The sequence below is a fragment of the Streptomyces sp. NPDC047886 genome (genome assembly GCF_043204435.1).
GTDB lineage: Bacteria > Actinomycetota > Actinomycetes > Streptomycetales > Streptomycetaceae > Streptomyces.
Window position 1 is genome coordinate 336,510 of record NZ_JBIDCF010000005.1, and the last position, 16,437, is coordinate 352,946.

Consider the following 16,437-nt stretch of genomic DNA (forward strand, 5'->3'; position numbering starts at 1 on the left):
TGGACTGAGTCCAAACTCCCATGCCAGGCTTCCGTCATGTCTCGAGCTGGAATTGCCTTGGTGAGTCGGCGGCACGTCGACCTCGGCCGCATGTCCAGCGCCATCTGTCCGGTGAGCTGAGAGACCCAGCAGCGCCGAGATCCCGACCTTCTGAATCCACCGCGCACCGCTGCGCAGGACCCTGTCCTGGCGCGCGCGTGTGCAGGTCAGAGCCGCCCTCCTGCAGTCCCGAAGGACGTATAGCCATGGCCTCCACCCCGGAAAAGCCCGCCCCCGCCGCACCCCGCCGCAAGGCCGGGCGTCACCGTGGCGAGGGTCAGTGGGCCGTGGGCCACTTCACGCCCCTCAACGGCAACGAGCAGTTCAAGAAGGACGACGACGGTCTCAATGTGCGGACACGCATTGAGACGATCTACTCCAAGGCCGGATTCGACTCGATCGACCCCAACGACCTGCGCGGCCGGATGCGCTGGTGGGGCCTGTACACCCAGCGCAAGCCCGGGATCGACGGCGGCAAGACCGCGATCCTGGAGCCGGAGGAGCTGGACGACGAGTACTTCATGCTGCGCGTCCGGATCGACGGCGGACGGCTGACCACGCGCCAGCTGCGGGTCATCGGCGAGATCTCCCAGGAGTTCGCGCGCGGCACCGCCGACATCACCGACCGGCAGAACGTGCAGTACCACTGGATCCGGATCGAGGACGTTCCCGAGATCTGGAACCGGCTGGAGGCGGTCGGCCTGTCGACCACCGAGGCGTGCGGCGACACCCCGCGCGTCATCATCGGCTCGCCGGTCGCCGGTATCGCCGAGGACGAGATCATCGACGGCACGCCCGCCATCGAGGAGATCCACCGCCGCATCATCGGCAACAAGGACTTCTCGAACCTGCCCCGCAAGTTCAAGTCGGCCGTCTCCGGCTCGCCGCTGCTCGACGTGGCACACGAGATCAACGACATCGCGTTCGTCGGTGTCGAGCACCCCGAGCACGGCCCCGGCTTCGACGTCTGGGTCGGCGGCGGTCTCTCCACCAACCCGAAGATCGGTGTCCGGCTCGGCGCGTGGGTGCCGCTGGACGAGGTGCCCGACGTCTACACCGGCGTCATCTCCATCTTCCGCGACTACGGCTACCGCCGGCTGCGCACCCGCGCCCGGCTGAAGTTCCTCGTCGCCGACTGGGGCGCCGAGAAGTTCCGCCGGGTCCTGGAGGACGAGTACCTGAAGCGCCCGCTGGTCGACGGTCCCGCCCCCGCGCAGCCCGTCCAGCAGTGGCGCGACCACGTCGGCGTCCACCGGCAGCAGGACGGCCGCTACTACGTGGGGTTCGCCCCGCGCGTCGGCCGGGTCGACGGCGCCACGCTGACGAAGATCGCCGAGGTCGCCGAGGCGCACGGCTCCGGCCGCGTCCGCACGACCGTCGAACAGAAGATGATCGTCCTCGACGTCGAGGAGGCGCAGGTCGAGTCGCTCGTCGCCGCACTGGAGGCGATGGACCTGCGGGTCAAGCCGTCCCCGTTCCGGCGGGGCACGATGGCCTGCACCGGCATCGAGTTCTGCAAGCTGGCGATCGTCGAGACCAAGGCCCGCGGCTCCTCCCTCATCGACGAGCTGGAGCGCCGCATCCCGGACTTCGACGAGCCGATCACCATCAACATCAACGGCTGCCCCAACGCCTGCGCCCGCATCCAGGTCGCGGACATCGGTCTCAAGGGCCAGCTGGTCCTGGACGACGACGGCCGGCAGGTCGAGGGCTTCCAGGTGCACCTGGGCGGCGCGCTCGGCCTGGAGGCCGGTTTCGGCCGCAAGGTCCGCGGTCTGAAGGTGACCTCCGCCGAGCTCCCCGACTACGTCGAGCGGGTCCTGAAGCGCTTCCAGGCGGAGCGCGAGGACGGCGAGCGCTTCGCGACCTGGGCCGCCCGAGCCTCCGAGGAGGCCCTGTCGTGAGTGTCGGCGAACGGCAGCGAGAGGAGGGGCCGTGAGCGAGCGAGCCGCCCCGTTCCACTGCCCGTACTGCGGCGACGAGGACCTGCGCCCGAGCGAGCGGGGCCACGGCGCCTGGGAGTGCGCGGCCTGCAATCGAGCCTTCCAGCTGAAGTTCCTGGGCCTGCTGGCCCGGGGGCTCCAGCGCCACGACGACGGAGGGGACCGGACGTGACCGTGACGGAGACCGACGAGGATCTCAAGGCGCTCGCCGAGCAGGCGGGCCGCGAACTGGAGGACGCCTCGGCGCTCGACATCCTCAAGTGGGCCGCCGACACCTTCGGCGAGCGCTTCTGCGTCACCTCCTCCATGGAGGACGCGGTCGTCGCGCACCTCGCCTCGCGGGTCCTCCCCGGCGTGGACGTGGTGTTCCTGGACACCGGCTACCACTTCGAGGAGACCATCGGCACCCGTGACGCGGTCGAGGCCGTGATGGACGTCAACGTCATCACGCTGACGCCCCGCCAGACCGTGGCCGAGCAGGACGCCGAGTACGGTCCGAGGCTGCACGACCGGGACCCCGACCTGTGCTGCGCGCTGCGCAAGGTCAAGCCGCTGGAGGAGGGCCTGACCCGCTACCGCGCCTGGGCGACGGGGCTGCGCCGCGACGAGTCCCCGACCCGGGCGGACACCCCGGTCGTCGGCTGGGACGCCAGGCGCCGCAAGGTGAAGGTGTCGCCCATCGCCCGCTGGACGCAGGACGACGTGGACGCGTACGTCACCGAGCACGGCGTGCTCACCAACCCGCTGCTGATGGACGGCTACGCCTCCGTCGGCTGCGCGCCCTGCACGCGCCGCGTGCTGGAGGGCGAGGACGCGCGGGCCGGCCGCTGGGCGGGCCGGGCCAAGACGGAGTGCGGGCTGCACGGATGACGACGACCGAAACCCGGGAACACCGGACCGCTCAGGAACACCAGACCCCTCGGGAGAACCACGTGACTGGGGCCACCATCTGGCTCACCGGTCTGCCGAGCGCAGGCAAGACCACCATCGCCCACGAGCTCGCGGGCCGGCTGCGCGACGAGGGCCACCGCGTCGAGGTGCTCGACGGCGACGAGATCCGCGAGTTCCTCTCGGCGGGCCTCGGCTTCAGCCGCGAGGACCGGCACACCAACGTGCAGCGGATCGGCTTCGTCGCCGAGCTGCTCGCGTCGAACGGCGTCCAGGTGCTGGTGCCCGTCATCGCCCCGTACGCGGACAGCCGGGAGGCGGTCCGCAAGCGCCACCAGCAGCAGGGCACCGCCTACGTCGAGGTGCACGTCGCCACTCCGGTCGAGGTGTGCTCGGTACGCGATGTGAAGGGGCTCTACGCGAAGCAGGCCGCCGGTGAGATCAGCGGGCTGACGGGCGTCGACGACCCGTACGAGGAGCCGGAGAACCCGGACTTGAGGATCGAGTCCCAGAACCAGACCGTGCGGGAGTCCGCGGAAGCGGTCCACGCGCTGCTGACCGAAAGGGGTCTCCTGTGACCACCGCAGCCACCGTCCACGAGGGACACGAGGAGACGGACAGCCCGTTCGCGCTGTCGCACCTGGACTCCCTGGAGTCCGAGGCCGTGCACATCTTCCGCGAGGTCGCGGGCGAGTTCGAGCGGCCGGTGATCCTCTTCTCCGGCGGCAAGGACTCCATCGTCATGCTGCACCTGGCCCTGAAGGCGTTCGCGCCCGCCGCGGTCCCCTTCTCGCTGCTGCACGTCGACACCGGGCACAACTTCCCCGAGGTCATCGAGTACCGCGACCGGACCGTCGCGCGGCACAACCTGCGGCTGCACGTGGCGTCCGTCCAGGAGTACATCGACGCGGGCAAGCTGCGCGAGCGCCCCGACGGCACCCGCAACCCGCTGCAGACCGTGCCGCTCACCGAGGCCATCCAGCAGCACCGCTTCGACGCCGTGTTCGGCGGCGGGCGGCGCGACGAGGAGAAGGCCCGCGCCAAGGAGCGGGTGTTCTCCCTCCGGGACGAGTTCTCGCAGTGGGACCCGCGCCGCCAGCGCCCCGAGCTGTGGCAGCTCTACAACGGCCGGCACGCGCCCGGAGAGCACGTCCGGGTGTTCCCGCTGTCCAACTGGACCGAGCTGGACGTGTGGCAGTACATCGCCCGCGAGGGCATCGAGCTGCCCGAGATCTACTTCGCGCACGAGCGCGACGTGTTCAGCCGGAGCGGCATGTGGCTGACCGCCGGCGAGTGGGGCGGCCCCAAGGACGGCGAGCCCGTCGAGCGCCGGCTCATCCGCTACCGCACGGTCGGCGACATGTCCTGCACCGGCGCCGTCGACTCCGACGCCACCACGCTCGACGCCGTGATCGCCGAGATCGCCGCGTCCCGGCTCACCGAGCGGGGCGCCACCCGCGCCGACGACAAGCTGTCCGAGGCCGCGATGGAAGACCGCAAGCGCGAAGGGTACTTCTAGACATGACCAGCACCACCGCCGCCGAGCAGCTCTCGGCCACCACCCTGCTGCGCTTCGCCACCGCCGGCTCCGTCGACGACGGCAAGTCCACCCTGGTGGGCCGGCTGCTGCACGACTCCAAGTCGGTCCTCGCCGACCAGCTGGAGGCCGTCGAGCACGCCTCGCGCTCCCGGGGCCAGGAGGGGCCGGACCTCGCGCTGCTCACGGACGGGCTGCGGGCCGAGCGCGAGCAGGGCATCACCATCGACGTGGCGTACCGTTACTTCGCCACGCCCCGGCGCCGGTTCATCCTCGCCGACACGCCCGGCCACGTGCAGTACACCCGCAACATGGTCACCGGCGCGTCGACGGCCGAGCTGACCGTGATCCTGGTGGACGCGCGCAACGGCGTGGTCGAGCAGACCCGCCGGCACGCCGCGCTCGCCGCGCTGCTGCGCGTCCCGCACGTGGTGCTCGCCGTCAACAAGATGGACCTCGTCGCCTACGCCGAGCCGGTCTTCGCGGCGATCGCCGAGGAGTTCACGACGTACGCCACCGAGCTCGGCGTGCCCGAGGTGACCGCGATCCCGATCTCGGCGCTCGCCGGTGACAACGTCGTGGAACCGTCCGCGCACATGGACTGGTACGGCGGCCCGACGGTGCTGGAGCACCTGGAGACGGTCCCGGTCAGCCACGACCTGACGGGCTGCCACGCGCGCCTGCCCGTCCAGTACGTGATCCGGCCGCAGACCGCCGACCACCCGGACTACCGGGGCTACGCGGGCCAGATCGCCGCCGGCACGTTCCGGGTCGGCGAGGAGGTGACCGTGCTGCCCTCGGGCCGTACGTCGCGGATCTCCGGCATCGACCTGCTCGGCGAGCCGGTGGACATCGCCTGGACCCCGCAGTCCGTCACCCTCCTGCTGGAGGACGACATCGACATCTCGCGGGGCGATCTGATCGTGCCGAGCGGGGACGCCCCGGCGACCACGCAGGACATCGAGGCGACCGTCTGCCATGTCGCCGACCAGCCGCTCACCGTGGGCCAGCGCGTCCTGCTCAAGCACACCACGCGTACGGTCAAGGCGATCGTCAAGGAGATCCCGTCCCGGCTGACCCTGGACGACCTGTCCCAGCACCCCGAGCCCGGCCGGCTCGTCGCCAACGACATCGGCACGGTCAAGGTCCGCACGGCGGAGCCGCTGGCGCTCGACTCCTACGCCGACTCCCGCCGCACCGGGTCGTTCCTGCTCATCGACCCCGCCGACGGCACGACGCTCGCGGCCGGCATGGCGGGCGAGTCCTTCGCCACCAACAAGGCCACCGTCACGGTCGACGACGACGGCTGGGACTTCTGATGGCGGACATCTACCGCACGTTCGCGAAAGAAGGCGGCCGCGTCGGCAGCGGCGCCCTCGGCGCGGGCACCGGAGGAGTCGCGCGATGTGCCCGATGAGCCGCGGCCCGGCCCCGCACCACCCCGCACCACACCCCGACGCCGACCGCCCGGCCTCGCCCCGCAGCTGAACAGGGGGCGCAGGCACCGGGCCCCCCGAGAGGAAACGCCTCCCGTGCCTGCCACGTCCCGTACGACCACGCTGCGCCGCGCCCTCGCCGCCGCCGTCGCCCTGCCGCTGCTCGTCGGAGCGCTCTCGGCCTGCGGTTACGGCTCCCAGGCGCCCAAGGGGGACGGCAGGGCGGTCGCGAAGGGCGAGAAGCTGTCGGCCGACTCCGTACGGCTCGGCTACTTCCCCAACCTGACCCACGCCACGGCGCTCGTCGGCGACCAGGAGGGCTTCTTCCAGCGGGAGCTCGGCGGCACCCAGCTCAAGGTGTCCACGTTCAACGCGGGCCCGTCCGCGATCGAGGCGCTCAACGCGGGCTCCGTCGACATCGCGTACATCGGTCCGTCGCCCGCGGTCAACGGCTACACCAGGTCGGGCGGCGAGAACCTGCGGATCGTCGCGGGTGCGGCGTCCGGCGGCGTCAAGCTCGTCGTCGACCCCGACAAGATCAGGACTCTGGCGGACGTCAAGGGCAAGCGGATCGCGACCCCCCAGCACGGCAACACGCAGGACGTCGCGTTCCTCGAATGGATCGCCGACCAGGGCTGGCAGGTCGACGCGCAGAGCGGCAAGGGCGACGTCTCCGTGGTCCGCACGGAGAACAAGATCGCCCCTGACGCCTTCAGGTCCGGCTCCATCGACGGGGCCTGGGTCCCCGAGCCGACCGCGTCCAAGCTGGTCAGCGAGGGCGCGAAGGTGCTGCTCGACGAGGCGTCGCTATGGCCGGACAACAAGTTCGTCATCACCAACGTCATCGTGTCGCAGACGTTCCTCAGGGAGCACCCGGACGTCGTGGAGGCGGTGCTGCGCGGCTCCGTGAAGACCAACGCCTGGATCAACGCCCACCCCGCCAAGGCGAAGGCGTCGGCGAACACCAGGCTGGCGCGGCTGACCGGCAAGGCCCTGCCCGCCGAGGTCATCGACCCGGCGTGGCCGTCGATCCGGTTCCTGGACGACCCGCTCGCCGCCACGCTCCGCGCCCAGGCCGACCACGCCGTCAAGGCCGGGCTGCTCGAACGGCCCGACCTGACCGGGATCTACGACCTGCGACCGCTCAACAGGGTCCTCCAGGCCGCGGGCAGGCCCGCCGCCGCCGACGCCGGCCTCGGCGTCCAGTAACCCGTACGAGACCGAACCCCAGGAGGTGACGACCATGGCCACGACGCTCACGACACCGACGGCCGAGGACCGTACGGCGGTGGACCACGCCGCCCGTATCGAGCATGTCTCGAAGTCCTTCGCCGGGCCCGCAGGGCAGCAGCTCGTCCTGGACGACATCAGCCTCGATGTCGCCCCCGGCGAGTTCGTCACCCTCCTGGGTGCCTCCGGTTGCGGCAAGTCCACGCTGCTCAACCTGGTGGCGGGGCTGGACAGGCCGACCGCCGGATCCATCACCACCGACGGTCGCCCGGCGCTGATGTTCCAGGAGCACGCGCTGTTCCCGTGGCTGACCGCGGGCAAGAACATCGAACTGGCGCTGCGGCTGCGCGGGGTGCCGAAGAACGAGCGGCGCGGCGAGGCCGAGCGGCTCCTGGAACTGGTGCGGCTGGGCGGCGCCTACCGCAAGCGGGTCCACGAGCTGTCCGGCGGTATGCGCCAGCGGGTCGCCCTGGCCCGGGCGCTGGCCCAGGACAGCCGGCTGCTGCTGATGGACGAGCCGTTCGCCGCGCTCGACGCGATCACCCGCGACGTGCTGCACGGCGAGCTGACCCGGATCTGGAGCGAGACGAACGTCTCGGTGCTGTTCGTCACCCACAACGTGCGCGAGGCGGTGCGGCTCGCACAGCGCGTGGTGCTGCTGTCGTCACGGCCGGGCCGTATCGCCCGCGAGTGGGCGGTCGGCATTCCGCAGCCGCGCCGTATCGAGGACGCCGCCGTGGCGGAGCTGTCCCTCGAGATCACCGAAGAACTGCGTGGGGAGATCCGCCGTCATGGCCAGCACTGATACGACGACGACCGCGAAGGCCGACGACCTCGCCGGTCTGGAGGCGGGCCTCGACGCTCTGGACGCGGTCGAGGTGCGCCGGACCCCGGTCCGCGAGGTGCTGGTCAAGAAGGTCCTGCCGCCCCTGGTGGCGGTGGCCCTGGTGCTGGCGCTCTGGCAGGTGCTGGTGTGGGCCGAGGTCACCGACGCGTACAAGCTGCCCGCGCCGTCCGCGGTGTGGGACAGCCTGTCCGAGATGTGGTTGCAGGGGACGCTGTTCGGCGTCATGTGGACGAGCGTGTCGCGGGCCCTGCTGGGCTTCGCCCTGGCCCTCGCGATCGGTACGCCGCTGGGACTGCTGGTCGCCCGGGTGCGGTTCGTCCGGTCGGCGATCGGCCCGATCCTGTCCGGGCTCCAGTCCCTGCCGTCGGTCGCGTGGGTGCCGCCGGCGGTGCTCTGGCTGGGCCTGAACGACTCGATGATGTTCGCGGTGATCCTGCTCGGCGCCGTGCCGTCGATCGCGAACGGACTGGTCTCGGGCGTCGACCAGGTGCCGCCGCTGTTCCTGCGGGCCGGCCGCACGCTCGGCGCGACCGGTCTGCGGGGCGCCTGGCACATCGTCATGCCGGCGGCGCTGCCGGGCTACCTGGCAGGTCTCAAGCAGGGCTGGGCGTTCTCGTGGCGGTCGCTGATGGCCGCCGAGATCATCGCCTCGTCGCCCGATCTGGGTCTGGGGCTCGGCCAGCTGCTGGAGAACGGCCGCAACAACGCGGACATGCCGGGGATCTTCCTCGCCATCCTGCTCATCCTGATCGTCGGTATCGCCATCGACCTGCTGATCTTCAGCCCGCTGGAGCGGTCGGTACTGCGCCGCCGCGGCCTGCTGGGCCGGAACTGAGGCACCCGTGACCGCTCCCGTCCTGCTCGTCGTCGCCCACGGCAGCCGCGATCCCCGGCACGCCGCGACCGTGCACGCCCTGGTGCGCGCGGCGGCCGCGCTGCGCCCGGGTGTACGGGTCGAGACGGCGTTCCTCGACTTCAACGTCCCATCGGTGCCGGGCGTCCTGGACGCCCTCGCGGCGGAGGGCGTACGCGACGTGATCGCCCTGCCGCTGCTGCTGACCCGGGCGTTCCACGCCAAGGCGGATATCCCGGCCGTGCTGCGCCAGGCCCCTCCCGGCCTGCGCGTCCGGCAGGCGGAGGTACTCGGCCCGTCGCCGCTGCTGCTGCGGGCGCTGGAGCGGCGACTGTACGAGGCGGGCCTGACCCCCGCCGACATGGGCTCGACCGGGGTCGTCCTGGCCTCGGCGGGCTCCACCGACCCGGAGGCGAACGCGGTGATCGCTACCGCACCTTCCCGGGGGACAACCCCCGAACCCCCGGCCGGAACACCCGAATGGCGGCACGCCGTCGAAAGAATGAAGCGCTCGACCGGGGTCGTCCTGGCCTCGGCGGGCTCCACCGACCCGGAGGCGAACGCGGTGATCGCTGAAACGGCGCGGGAGCTGCGGCGTGCCGGTTGGTGCGCCGTGCGGCCCGCGTTCGCCTCCGCATCTCTTCCCCGTACCGAGGACGCGGTGCGGGCGCTGCGGGCCGACGGCGTCCGGCGGGTGGCGGTCGCCCCGTACGTGATCGCGCCGGGCCGCCTCCCGGACCGGATCGCGGCGGGCGCCGCCGACGCCGATGTGCTCGCCGATGTGCTGGGCCCGGCCCCGGAGCTGGCCCGGCTGCTGCTGGCGCGGTACGACGAGGCGCGGACGCCCCGGACGGCGGCCCTGGCGGCGGTCTAGCGCTGCCGGCCCACCGGGTGCGGGGCCGCGGGGACGCGTTCCAGGACACCGCCCGCGAACACGTCGTACAGGGGCAGCGTCTCCAGGTGGACGTAGCCGATGTGGCAGTCGCAGGCCGCCAGCGGACAGGGGCGCGGGGCCAGGGCGGCGCGGTAGGAGCCGTCGTAGAGGTTGCCGAGCTCGGCGGGGACGAAGTGGCAGCGGCGTACCGTGCCGTCGCCGTCCACCGAGACGACCGACTCGCCCGTGCGGCACGGCAGTCCGCCCGAGCGGTGCGGATGGCGGCTGTACGGGAACAGCGGGTCGAGCGCGGTCCAGGTCTCGGCCTCGTCGTCCGTGTAGGTGTGTCCTTCGGCGGCGTTCACCCAGAGGTAGACGTGCGCGGGCAGGGCGGCGCGCAGCCTCCTGGCGTGCGCCAGGTGTGCGGGCAGGCCGACGACGCCGACGCTGAAGCGGATGCCCCGGTCGGCGAGGTCCCGCGCCTTCGTCAGGAACCGGTCGTACGGGGTCTGGCCCGGGTGGTAGGTGCACCAGAGGGCGACGGTGCCGGGGTCCGCGTCCGCGAGCCAGTCGGTGCGGCAGCTCAGGTTGGTCTGGATGGCGACCCGTGCGATGTGCGGCCGGTGCGACAGCTCCACCAGGGCCTGCCGGTACCAGGAGCGGACGAGTCCCTCGCCCCAGGGGGTGAACAGGACCGAGAGCCGGTCCCCGGTCCGGGCCCCGGCCCAGCCGGTGAAACGGGCGAGCGCGGCCCGGTCGGCGCGCAGCTGCTCCGGGGTGTCGCGGCGCTTGGCGAACGGGCAGTAGGGGCAGTCGTAGTCGCAGGAGGCGAGCGGCCCGCGGTAGAGGATCGTCAGGTCCACGGCGGGCGCCTACTTGAGCTCGTACGCGGCCATCGCGGCCCGTACGGCGGGTGAGAAGAGCTCCGGGCCGAGCGCGTCCGAGTGCGCGAGGCCCTCCGGTGACAGCCGGACCAGCCCGTCGGCCCCGGCGTCCTCGTCCAGCCAGCCGCGCGCCGCGAAGGCGGCGAGCTCGGCGGGGAAGTCGTCGTGCGGGTCGGCGCCGAACCGGTCGCGGTAGTCGGCGACCGGCATGCCCCGGGCCTGGAGCAGGGACTGCAGGAGGTGCCGGCGGCGCGCCTCGCCCCCGTCGCCGTATGGGCCGTCGACGTACCGGCCGTGCACGGCGCGGGTGAAGTCGTCGGTGGCCGTGTAGTCGTCGATGATCGTGCGTATCTCCCGCATGTCGACGGCGTAGTCGAAGGAGTAGTGGAGCGTGGAGGTGTAGGAGCGGGCGCCGCAGCCGAGACCGATCATGCCGTCGGTCTGGCAGGCGTGGTCGTCCGGGCCCTGGGCGGGGGCGTCGGCGCGGCGGAACATCCGCAGGGAGACCTGCTCGTAGCCGTGGGCGACGAGGTGGTCGCGGCCCTGGCGGTAGAGGCCCAGGCGCTGTTCGTCCCAGTCGCGGTCGGTGAGGGCGGTGCGCCGGGCGAGCCCGGTGAGCGGGCGGACGTACAGGGGGTAGAGGTACATCTCCTCGGGCCGCCAGGCGAGCGCCGCGTCGAGCGAGGTGCGCCAGCTGTCGGGGGTCTGCCCGTCGATGCCGTAGATGAGGTCGATGTTGAGCACGGGGATACGGGCGTCCCGGACGCGGGCCAGGGCGGCTTCGACGTCGGCGCGGCGCTGCGGGCGGACGGCGGCCCTGGCCTCCTCGTCGATGAAGCTCTGGACGCCGAGGCTGAGCCGGGTCGCGCCGCGCTCGGCGAGGACGGCGAGCCGGTCGGCCGTGGCGGTGGCCGGTGACGCCTCGACGGAGAGCGGGATGGCGCGGAGGTCGGCGCCCATGCGCTTCTCGGCGATGTCGCAGAGCCGCTCCAGCTCGCCGGCGTCCAGGAACGTCGGGGTGCCGCCGCCGAACGCGGCGTTGGCGAAGCGCACGGGGTCCGTGTCCCCGAGCGCGTCGCGGACGGCGGTGGCCTGCCGGTCGAGTGCGTCGAGGTAGCGGGTGGTGAGCCCGGCGGGGGCGCCGATGCGGGTGAAGAGATTGCAGAAGCCGCAGCGGACCTCGCAGAACGGTATGTGGAGGTAGAGGGAGAGCGCGTCCTTGCGTTCGTCGCGCCACAGGTCGCGCAGGGCGGGCCGGTCGCTCTCGGGGAACGGCCGGTAGGCGGTCTTGTGCGGGTAGGCGTAGACGTAGCTCTGGTACGGACGGGGCGCGGCCGGGCCCGAGGGGCTGGTCGGGGCGGTGGGGCTGGTCGCGGCGGTGGGGCTGGTGGGGGCAGTGGGGCTGGTGGGGCTGGTCATGCGGTGGGCTCCAGGAAGAAGTGGGCGTACGGCACGGTCCACACGGCCTCGTGGCCGAGACGGTGGCCGGTGTAGCCGTCCTCGCCGTAGGTGGTGCCGTGGTCGGAGCAGACGATGGTGAAGCACCGGCGGCGCGCGCTCATGGCGGCGAACAGCCGCCCGATGTGCCGGTCGACGTACTCGAGGGCGGCGGCGTGGGTGGCGCGGCTGTCCCCCGCTTCCCTGGTGGCGCCGGGAAGGTGGAACCAGTTGGGCTGGTGCAGCGCCGACGCGTTGAGGAAGAGGAACAGCCGCTGGTCGACGGGGAGTGCGGCGACGACCTGTTCGGCGCGGGCGACCTGTGCCTCGAACGAGGTGGGCGACGTGACGCCGAACTCAGGCTCCCAGTGGCTCTCCTGGAACAGTCCGGGCAGGACGCCGCCGAGTGCGCCCCGCTTGTTGAAGAAGCCGACGCCTCCGACGCACACGGTGCGGTATCCGGCGGCCGCGAGGCCGGACACCAGGTCGGGCGTGTCGAAGACGAAGGTACGGCCGGCGGTGGTCTCGCTGCCGGCGAAGCGCGCGGCGAACAGCCGGGGGTGCGGGCCCGGGGCGGCGGGCGTGGGCAGGAACCCGGCGAACATGGCCTGATGGGAGGCGTAGGTGAAGCTGCCCGGCGCGTGCCGTCTCTCCCAGGTGCCGCCGGGAAGGTGGCGGGCCAGCCGCGGGATGCGCCCGGCGGCGGCCAGCTCTACGGCCACGTCGTGGCGGAGGGTGTCCAGGGTGACGAGGAGGATGTCGTCGCGGCCGACGACCTCGTTCATGTCGGGGAGCCGGCTGGTCTCAGGCGGTCGCACGGTGGTTCCTCGCGTGGTGGTGCGGTACGGGGTGGTGCTGTTCGTCGTGGTGCGGTGCGTCGTGGTGCGGTGCGTCGTGACGCTGTACGGCGGCGACTTGGGCCGCGTAGGTGTCCAGACCTTCGGCGCCGCTGCCGGGCAGGCCGGTGAGACCTGGCAGGAGATCGCCGAAGGCGTTGACCTCGGCGACGGCGAACCGCCGCCACCCGACGGCCGGGAGGAGATCGACGCCGACGCAGAGCGTGCCGGGGAAGCAGGCCGCCGCGCGTTCGCAGATCTCCAGGGCGCCGGTCCAGTACGGGCCGGCCGCCTCGATCGCGGCGGACAGGTCACCGCGCCGCCCGCCGAGGTGCAGGTTGGTCATGGGGTGACGGCTGGTGCGGACCACGGCGTGGGTGGCCCGGCCGCCGGTCACGACGACGCGCAGGTCGGCCGCCCTGCCGTCGCCGAGGGACGCCTTGGGCCACCAGCGCTCGACGTGCAGCCCGTCGGGTGCGAGCGCGTCGACCAGCGCGGCGGCCTCCCGCTCGCTGGTGACGCGGCGCACCCGCAGGGAGTTGTACAGGCGGCCGTCCGACGACTCGACCGAGGTGGTGACCCGGATCCGGCCCCGGGCCGACTCGACGGCCAGCACTCCCGACGCCGAGGAGCCGTGGGCGGGTTTCACGAAGACGCGCGGCATGCCGTGCTCGCTCATCAGCGCCCGTACGTCGTCCCAGCCCCGCACCGGTGTGCGGCCCCCGGACGTCGGTGAGGCCGGGACGGGCACCCCGGCCCCGTCGAGGACCGCGTGGCAGCGCCGCTTGTCGAAGAGGACGGCCAGCTCGTCGGGGTCGTCCAGCCGGACGCCTCCGGTCAGCGTCCGCAGGGCGCCGGTGAACCGCGCGTACCAGCGGGCGCCGCCCTCGACCCGCGTGGGGTCGTCCACGCCCCGCAGCGCCCGGTCGACCTCGGCGTTCTCACCGGGTGAGTCGAGCCGTACGGTCTCGTACGGCTCGAACACCGCGCCGCCGTCCCGCAGCACGTCCACCCAGGCCACGAGGCGCGGCGCGGGCAGCCCGGCGTCCCGCACGGCCCGGGTGAACAGTCGGACGCGGCGGTTCTCCGGGTTGCCGACGACGGCGAACCGCGGCGGCCCCGCCGAGGTGCCGGCGCACCGCGCCGGCACCTCGGGGGCGCGGGCGGGCCGGGGGCCGGCGGCGGCCACTACTCCCCCACGGCGACGTAGCGCCACACCCGGCCGCTGCCCGTGTCCTCGTGCTCCTCGGCGTCGTCCTGGTCGAGTTCGAGGCTCACTCCGGCCGGTTCCAGGATGTCGCGGAAGCGTGCCTTCAACGGTGCGCTGAGGTAGTTGTGGTGGAGGTCGAGCTTCTTCAGATGTGTGAGCGGCTGGCCGCCGAGCAGCGCGGTCGCGCCCTCGTCGGTGAGGACGCCCATGGACAGGTCGAGCGTCTCCAGCCGGGCGACGACGGGCGCCGCGGCCATGGCCGTGGCGATCTCGTCCTGGATCTCGCTGTTGCGCAGGGCGAGTCGGCGCAGGGCGGGCAGGCGCGTCCCGGCGAAGAAGGGTGCCAGGTCGCCGATCTCGCAGTCGCCGCCGTAGTCGGACGTGCCGAGCCACAGGTCGAGCCGCTCCAGGGCGGGCAGGTCGCTCGCCGCGATGCCGCGCACCGCCTCGGCCGGCATGCCACCGGTCTCGACGGTGAGCGAGCGGAGGCGGCTGTGCCGGACGGTGGGGAACACGAGGTCGGTGCCGCCGCGCACCCCGAACTCCTCCAGTTCCGGGAACCCTTCCAGCAGCCTGCCGACGTTCCCCTGGATGATCCAGGAGATCTCGCACTCGTCGTACTCCATGTCGCCCAGGAACAGGGCACGCAGGGCGGGCAGTCGCCCACGGGCGCCGATGAGCGCCTCCAGCACCGGGTCCGGGCCGTTCTCGTACGGGTCGCTCCAGGCGCCGACGACGATCGCCCGCACGCGGGTGGTGTCGACGGTGGCGCCGAACCGTGCGAAGGCCTGCTCCCAGCTCTCCTCGCTGTCGTACGACTCGACGGAGATCCGCCAGGCGACGGAGTCCGGGGCCGGGAAGGAGGCGTCGCCGCCCTCGGCCTTGGACTTGTCCTTGGCCTTGGCCTTGTCGAGGTCTTCCGCGCGCGGGAAGTCGAAGACGGGCAGACCGTACAACTCCCGCAGATGACTCGCACTGCTCATGCCTGCCTGCTCCTCGCTGTCGAAGGCCGATGTGCTGCAAGTTCTACCAAGCGGCACTGACAACGACCGTGGCCGGGCAGCCCTCGGCGAGGGCCGGTTGTCAGACCCCGCGCCTACGGTCGGATGCGAGTCGGACGTGCGGGCGCCGACCGTGCGCACCGGGCGTTCGGGGCGGCTCACGGCGTCTCGGGGAAGGGGACAGGTATGTACCGGCAGGGAGATGTGCTGATCGTGCCGATCGCGGAGTCGGCGGTGCCGCCGGGCGCCGCCGACGGGCCGCAGGAGCCGCGCGACGCCCGGGGCAGGCTGGTGCTGGCGCTGGGCGAGGTCACCGGGCACGCTCACGCCGTCGTCGGTCCGGGCCTGTTGGTCCGGCATTCGGGGCCGTTCGGGCCGATGTTGCTGCACCTGCCGGACGGGGGTCGGGTGGTGCACGAGGAGCACGCGGCGATCCCGCTGCCGAAGGGCTGGTACCAAGTGGTGCGCCAGCGGGAGTACGTGCCGGGTTCCGTGCGGATCGTGGCGGACTGAGCGGGATGAGGACCGGAAGCGAGGGGGAGACGATGACGGACGTCGAACGGTGGAGGGCGGCCGCCACGGCCACCGGGCCCGCGGACCGGGCGGCCGCGGAGGCGGGGGTGCGGCGGGCGTACCGCGCGGCGGGGCTCAGGGAGCCGGAGCGCATCCGGTGGGCCGGCTCGCCGTGCGAGGCGCTCGCAGACGTTCGGGCTGGCCCCGGAGGTGTACGAGCCGCTGCGCCAGACGTGACGCCCGGGGCGCGGGGAGTACGGGGAGCACGGGGGTGGCCTGCGGTGGCCGTGTCCGGGCGGAACCCGGGGCCGGTCGGCCCGGTCGGTGTCACGCTCCCTCGCGGGTCAGCTCCACCAGCTTGAGGACGGTGTTCCAGTTGCGGGATGTGGCGACCAGCCCCTTCACCACGGCGGGCCGGGCGAGCGCTTCGGCCAGCCTGGAGCGGCCGAGGCCATCGGGCGCGTACAGGTACAGGGCACGGTCGCCGAGCCGGAACTCCTCGGGGAGGTGGGCGTCCCGGTCGATCGCGGCGAACCGCTCGGCGGTGACGGGCCGGGAGAAGTAGGTGACGTGCAGTTGCCTGGCCTCCAGCTCGGCGGCCGGGAAGGGGCAGTGCTCCGCGACGGCGCGCAGATACGCGCCGTCGCGGACGATGCAGCCGACGGGGAAGCCGAAGTGCCGCTCCACCGCCTGTTCCAGCGCGGTGGCGAGGGTGTTCTCGTCCTCTCCGGACGCGCTGGTGAAGACGGCGTTGCCGGACTGCAGGTAGGTCTGTACGTCGCTGTGCCCCAGTCCGGTGAGGACGGCGCGCAGCTCGGCCATGGGGACCTTCTTGGAGCCTCCCACGTTGATCCCGCGCAACAGGGCGGCGTATCGGGTCGTCATGGTCACACACCTTAGGACGGCCTT

At 72.6% G+C, this 16,437-nt stretch carries 17 protein-coding genes; 11 read left to right on the plus strand and 6 right to left on the minus strand.

Going from position 1 to position 16,437, the window contains the following annotated elements; all coding sequences use genetic code 11:
- Positions 1-245 precede the first annotated feature (245 nt).
- From ACGF5U_RS19535 to ACGF5U_RS19580, 10 genes are all read left to right on the plus strand, one after another.
- On the plus strand, positions 246-1,943 hold the full coding sequence (locus tag ACGF5U_RS19535) for a nitrite/sulfite reductase (RefSeq protein WP_392717365.1): 1,698 nt from the start codon (positions 246-248) through the stop codon (positions 1,941-1,943).
- A gap of 31 nt (positions 1,944-1,974) precedes the next feature.
- Positions 1,975-2,154, plus strand: coding sequence for a hypothetical protein (locus ACGF5U_RS19540; protein WP_392717367.1), 180 nt, complete (start codon positions 1,975-1,977; stop codon positions 2,152-2,154).
- A complete protein-coding gene (locus tag ACGF5U_RS19545) occupies positions 2,151-2,852 on the plus strand; it encodes a phosphoadenylyl-sulfate reductase (RefSeq protein WP_392717369.1) in 702 nt (233 codons plus the stop codon). Before ACGF5U_RS19540 ends, ACGF5U_RS19545 begins: the two co-directional genes overlap by 4 nt.
- Positions 2,849-3,448 carry an adenylyl-sulfate kinase gene (gene cysC, locus ACGF5U_RS19550; protein WP_392717371.1) on the plus strand — a complete coding sequence of 200 codons (600 nt, stop codon included), beginning with the start codon at positions 2,849-2,851 and terminating at the stop codon, positions 3,446-3,448. The genes ACGF5U_RS19545 and cysC overlap by 4 nt, the downstream gene beginning before the upstream one ends.
- The gene (gene cysD / locus ACGF5U_RS19555) at positions 3,445-4,389 is read left to right on the plus strand and encodes a sulfate adenylyltransferase subunit CysD (protein WP_392717373.1); all 945 of its coding nucleotides are present in this window, start codon (positions 3,445-3,447) and stop codon (positions 4,387-4,389) included. The genes cysC and cysD overlap by 4 nt, the downstream gene beginning before the upstream one ends.
- Positions 4,390-4,391: 2 nt before the next feature.
- The gene (locus ACGF5U_RS19560; RefSeq protein ID WP_392717375.1) at positions 4,392-5,726 is read left to right on the plus strand and encodes a sulfate adenylyltransferase subunit 1; all 1,335 of its coding nucleotides are present in this window, start codon (positions 4,392-4,394) and stop codon (positions 5,724-5,726) included.
- A 213-nt stretch (positions 5,727-5,939) separates the two neighbouring features.
- Positions 5,940-7,052 carry an aliphatic sulfonate ABC transporter substrate-binding protein gene (locus ACGF5U_RS19565; RefSeq protein WP_392717377.1) on the plus strand — a complete coding sequence of 371 codons (1,113 nt, stop codon included), beginning with the start codon at positions 5,940-5,942 and terminating at the stop codon, positions 7,050-7,052.
- A gap of 25 nt (positions 7,053-7,077) precedes the next feature.
- Positions 7,078-7,878: an ABC transporter ATP-binding protein gene (locus ACGF5U_RS19570; protein ID WP_392717379.1), complete on the plus strand. Its 801-nt coding sequence runs from the start codon at positions 7,078-7,080 to the stop codon at positions 7,876-7,878.
- Positions 7,865-8,755: an ABC transporter permease gene (locus ACGF5U_RS19575; protein ID WP_392717381.1), complete on the plus strand. Its 891-nt coding sequence runs from the start codon at positions 7,865-7,867 to the stop codon at positions 8,753-8,755. The genes ACGF5U_RS19570 and ACGF5U_RS19575 overlap by 14 nt, the downstream gene beginning before the upstream one ends.
- A gap of 7 nt (positions 8,756-8,762) precedes the next feature.
- The gene (locus ACGF5U_RS19580) at positions 8,763-9,647 is read left to right on the plus strand and encodes a sirohydrochlorin chelatase (RefSeq protein ID WP_392717383.1); all 885 of its coding nucleotides are present in this window, start codon (positions 8,763-8,765) and stop codon (positions 9,645-9,647) included.
- Here ACGF5U_RS19580 and ACGF5U_RS19585 read toward each other — a convergent pair.
- The 5 genes from ACGF5U_RS19585 to ACGF5U_RS19605 are packed head-to-tail and all read right to left on the minus strand — an operon-like array spanning position 9,644 to position 14,997.
- A complete protein-coding gene (locus tag ACGF5U_RS19585; RefSeq protein WP_392717385.1) occupies positions 9,644-10,510 on the minus strand; it encodes an STM4011 family radical SAM protein in 867 nt (288 codons plus the stop codon). The genes ACGF5U_RS19580 and ACGF5U_RS19585 overlap by 4 nt on opposite strands.
- A 9-nt stretch (positions 10,511-10,519) precedes the next feature.
- On the minus strand, positions 10,520-11,950 hold the full coding sequence (locus ACGF5U_RS19590; RefSeq protein ID WP_392717387.1) for an STM4012 family radical SAM protein: 1,431 nt from the start codon (positions 11,948-11,950) through the stop codon (positions 10,520-10,522).
- Positions 11,947-12,753: an STM4013/SEN3800 family hydrolase gene (locus ACGF5U_RS19595; RefSeq protein WP_392717481.1), complete on the minus strand. Its 807-nt coding sequence runs from the start codon at positions 12,751-12,753 to the stop codon at positions 11,947-11,949. The genes ACGF5U_RS19590 and ACGF5U_RS19595 overlap by 4 nt, the downstream gene beginning before the upstream one ends.
- 19 nt (positions 12,754-12,772) lie before the next feature.
- Positions 12,773-13,954 carry an STM4014 family protein gene (locus ACGF5U_RS19600; protein ID WP_392717483.1) on the minus strand — a complete coding sequence of 394 codons (1,182 nt, stop codon included), beginning with the start codon at positions 13,952-13,954 and terminating at the stop codon, positions 12,773-12,775.
- A gap of 38 nt (positions 13,955-13,992) precedes the next feature.
- The gene (locus ACGF5U_RS19605) at positions 13,993-14,997 is read right to left on the minus strand and encodes an STM4015 family protein (RefSeq protein WP_392717389.1); all 1,005 of its coding nucleotides are present in this window, start codon (positions 14,995-14,997) and stop codon (positions 13,993-13,995) included.
- A 204-nt stretch (positions 14,998-15,201) separates the two neighbouring features.
- Between ACGF5U_RS19605 and ACGF5U_RS19610 the strand changes: the two genes are divergently transcribed.
- Positions 15,202-15,528: a hypothetical protein gene (locus tag ACGF5U_RS19610; protein WP_392717391.1), complete on the plus strand. Its 327-nt coding sequence runs from the start codon at positions 15,202-15,204 to the stop codon at positions 15,526-15,528.
- 327 nt (positions 15,529-15,855) lie between these two features.
- Here the strand turns inward: ACGF5U_RS19610 and ACGF5U_RS19615 are convergent, their stop codons facing one another.
- Complete coding sequence (locus ACGF5U_RS19615; protein WP_392717393.1) at positions 15,856-16,413, minus strand: DUF1697 domain-containing protein; 558 nt, start codon at positions 16,411-16,413, stop codon at positions 15,856-15,858.
- Positions 16,414-16,437: the final 24 nt, after the last annotated feature.

Coding starts and splice junctions, on each gene's coding strand:
- ACGF5U_RS19535 (WP_392717365.1), top strand. CDS start 246: ATGGCCTCCACCCCGGAAAAGCCCGCCCCCGCCGCACCCCGCCGCAAG.
- cysC (WP_392717371.1), top strand. CDS start 2,849: ATGACGACGACCGAAACCCGGGAACACCGGACCGCTCAGGAACACCAG.
- ACGF5U_RS19560 (WP_392717375.1), top strand. CDS start 4,392: ATGACCAGCACCACCGCCGCCGAGCAGCTCTCGGCCACCACCCTGCTG.
- ACGF5U_RS19575 (WP_392717381.1), top strand. CDS start 7,865: ATGGCCAGCACTGATACGACGACGACCGCGAAGGCCGACGACCTCGCC.
- ACGF5U_RS19590 (WP_392717387.1), bottom strand. CDS start 11,950: ATGACCAGCCCCACCAGCCCCACTGCCCCCACCAGCCCCACCGCCGCG.
- ACGF5U_RS19595 (WP_392717481.1), bottom strand. CDS start 12,753: ATGAACGAGGTCGTCGGCCGCGACGACATCCTCCTCGTCACCCTGGAC.
- ACGF5U_RS19605 (WP_392717389.1), bottom strand. CDS start 14,997: ATGAGCAGTGCGAGTCATCTGCGGGAGTTGTACGGTCTGCCCGTCTTC.
- ACGF5U_RS19610 (WP_392717391.1), top strand. CDS start 15,202: ATGTACCGGCAGGGAGATGTGCTGATCGTGCCGATCGCGGAGTCGGCG.
- ACGF5U_RS19615 (WP_392717393.1), bottom strand. CDS start 16,413: ATGACGACCCGATACGCCGCCCTGTTGCGCGGGATCAACGTGGGAGGC.